We start from the raw sequence: 2,749 nt of genomic DNA, 5'->3' as shown, positions 1-2,749 counted from the left end.
ATGTGGTGTCGCGCGAAGTGGTGGAGATCCTCAAGGGCGGCGGTGAGTTCTCCGACGTCAAGGACCTGGTTGCCGGCGTTCGTGGGCGGCGGGTGTTCGATGACGGCGATCTCGACGCGGGGATTTGGACCGTGGGCACCGTGATGGGCCTGATCGATGACATCCCGACGTGCGAAGAGTTGATCTCGAGGATCGTGAGAGAAGCGGAAGAATTGATCACCGGGCGCCTCGGCGGAATGGTCACACCGTCGGCGGTCGCAGCAGTATCCGCGTAGAACCTAGATAGAACCGCAGGTCAAGCAGTCGGCCGCACGCGTTGAGCGTGCGTGCGGTCAGACTGCTTGAGCGAGGTCGGGGAACTGCTCGGAGCAGTCACCCTCGACCAGGAAGTCCCCGTGATAGAGGGCTTCGAAATCTACCTTGATGACATCTGCACTGGTGTCGTCGATCCACATGTACTGAACAGTAACCATAACCATTAAGAGTTCTTTGAGTCACGATTGTGACAACAGTGGCAATTCTTACCTGCGGGTAGGTTCTAGGCCGGCGGGCTCTGGAGATGGATCGGGTTGGTGCCGTTCAGCAAGATCCAGGTGGCGACTGCGGCAGCCACCGCGACGACGAGCAACCCCATCGTGACGATGCCGGGCCACCGCGCCCGGCCGAACACCTTCGCGTCGACCGAGTAGGCGCCCGCACCCGTGAAGAGCAGGGCCGTTGCGGCGAAGGCCGCGAGGAATGGCACGTTGAACGGGTCCGACCAGATCGCCGCTCCGGAGACGTTCACCGCCCAGGCATCGATCATCGCCGCGATCACGCCGCACGCTGCAAGCGGCGTGAGCAAACCGAGAAACAGTCCGATACCGCCCACCACCTCGGTGCCCGTCACCAGGTACGCGGCGAAGGTGGACATCCGCCATCCGCTGGTTTCCATGAACTCGATGGCGGCGGCGATGTCGAACGCCTTGATCAGTCCCGCCTGCAGCATCGCGGCGCCGATCGCCACCCGTAGGACGAGGAGTCCGAGGTCGGACAACGAAGACGAACGTTCGGTGGCGGGGTAACTCACTTCCGTGGTCGTCACGCGGACCACCCTAAGCGTTTTCTGTGAACTTCCCGTTACCCGCCTGGGAGGCTGAACCTCGGGCTCCTCCACGTCGTGGAACGAGATGAGAACCCGTTGACGGTCCTGAGTTATCGCTGATAAGTTATCGCGGGTATGGCCGAAAGGACTGACATGCTGCACCGAATCGCACTACTGGCCATCGCCGCCCCGCGTCGCATTCTCGTCATCGCAGCACTTCTCATGGTGGCTGCGGCGGTGTTCGGCATCCCGGTGGCGAAGAGCCTGTCGGCGGGTGGCTTCCAGGACCCCGACTCGGAATCGTCCAAGGCCACGTCGCTACTCACGGAGAAGTTCGGCCAGGGCGACATGCAGATGTTCGTCACCGTCACCTCGCCCGACGGGATCTCCAGTCGAGAGGCCTCCGCCGTCGCCCATGACATCGTCGGTCGTCTCAAGCAGTCGCCCCACGTCGCAGGCGTCACGTCGGCGTGGACCGTGCCGCGGCCCGCTGCTGCACAGCTCACCAGCAGGGATGGGACGTCCGGACTCATCATCGCCGGCATCACCGGTGGCGAGAACGACGCGCAGAAGTACGCCAAGGAACTGTCCGACGAGGTCGTCGGTGACAGGGCCGGCGTCACCGTGCGATCCGGCGGCATCGCCATGGTCTACGCGCAGATCAACGCGCAGAGCGAGCGCGACCTGCTGTTGATGGAGTCGATCGCGATCCCGTTCAGCTTCCTGGTGCTGGTCTGGGTGTTCGGCGGACTCGTCGCGGCCGCGCTGCCCATGGTCGTCGGCGGCCTTGCCATCGTCGGGTCGATGTCGGTGCTGAGGCTCATCACCTTCGGCACCGACGTCTCGGTCTTCGCCCTGAACCTCTCCACCGCGATGGGCCTGGCCCTGGCCATCGACTACACCCTCCTGATCATCAGCCGCTACCGCGACGAGCTTGCCGACGGTGTCCCGCGGGAGAAGGCCCTGATGCGGACGATGTCGACCGCGGGGCGCACCGTGCTGTTCTCCGCGACGACGGTGGCGTTGTCGATGGTCGCGATGCTGATCTTCCCGATGTACTTCCTGAAGTCCTTCGCCTACGCAGGCATTGCGACCGTCGGCTTCGCCGCGGCCGCGGCGGTCATCGTCACCCCCGCGGCGATCTGGCTGCTCGGCGACCGCTTGGACGCTCTGGACGTCCGCAGACTGTTCCGCCGGCTGGGTCGTCGGCCCGAGCCCGCTCCCAAACCCGTCGAGCAGGTGTTCTGGTACCGATCCACCAGGGCCGTGATGCGTCGGGCCATCCCCGTCGGGCTGGCGGTCATCGTGCTCCTGCTGGCCTTGGGCGCCCCGTTCCTCGGCGTCAGGTGGGGTTTCCCGGACGACCGGGTGTTGCCCACGTCGGCATCCGCCCACCAGGTGGGCGACCAGCTCCGCAACGACTTCCTCGACGACTCCTCTACCGCCGTCTCGGTCGTCGTACCGGACGCCAACGGGCTGTCCCAGGAGGCCATCGAGCGGTACGCCGCCGCACTGTCCCTGGTGCCCGACGTGACGTCGGTGTCCGCCCCTACCGCGACGTTCGTCGGCGGCAAGCCGGTGGGACCGCCCACCGCGGCCACCGGTGTGGCCGGTGGAAGCGCGTTCCTCACCGTCGGCAGCGCCGCGCCCCTGTTCTCCGATGCG

Annotated in this window: 3 protein-coding genes and 1 pseudogene; 2 read left to right on the top strand and 2 right to left on the bottom strand. The window is 65.6% G+C overall.

Going from position 1 to position 2,749, the window contains the following annotated elements:
- Positions 1 to 275, top strand: a pseudogene (locus tag ACRDUX_RS17390) (nitronate monooxygenase); the annotation flags it as partial.
- 57 nt (positions 276 to 332) lie between these two features.
- Here the strand turns inward: ACRDUX_RS17390 and ACRDUX_RS17385 are convergent.
- Complete coding sequence (locus ACRDUX_RS17385; protein WP_140689392.1) at positions 333 to 455, bottom strand: hypothetical protein; 123 nt, start codon at positions 453 to 455, stop codon at positions 333 to 335.
- An 83-nt stretch (positions 456 to 538) separates the two neighbouring features.
- On the bottom strand, positions 539 to 1,084 hold the full coding sequence (locus tag ACRDUX_RS17380; RefSeq protein ID WP_526415264.1) for a DoxX family protein: 546 nt from the start codon (positions 1,082 to 1,084) through the stop codon (positions 539 to 541).
- Positions 1,085 to 1,237: 153 nt separating this feature from the next.
- Here ACRDUX_RS17380 and ACRDUX_RS17375 point away from each other — a divergent pair.
- Positions 1,238 to 2,749 (top strand): MMPL family transporter (locus ACRDUX_RS17375; protein ID WP_526415263.1); only part of this gene is annotated, 1,512 nt, incomplete at its 3' end.

This window comes from Mycobacterium sp., from assembly GCF_050701675.1.
In the GTDB taxonomy this organism is placed as follows: domain Bacteria; phylum Actinomycetota; class Actinomycetes; order Mycobacteriales; family Mycobacteriaceae; genus Mycobacterium.
Note: the sequence above shows the minus strand (reverse complement) of the source record. Positions and strands in the feature narration are given on the sequence as shown.

Coding starts and splice junctions, on each gene's coding strand:
- ACRDUX_RS17385 (WP_140689392.1), bottom strand. CDS start 455: ATGTGGATCGACGACACCAGTGCAGATGTCATCAAGGTAGATTTCGAA.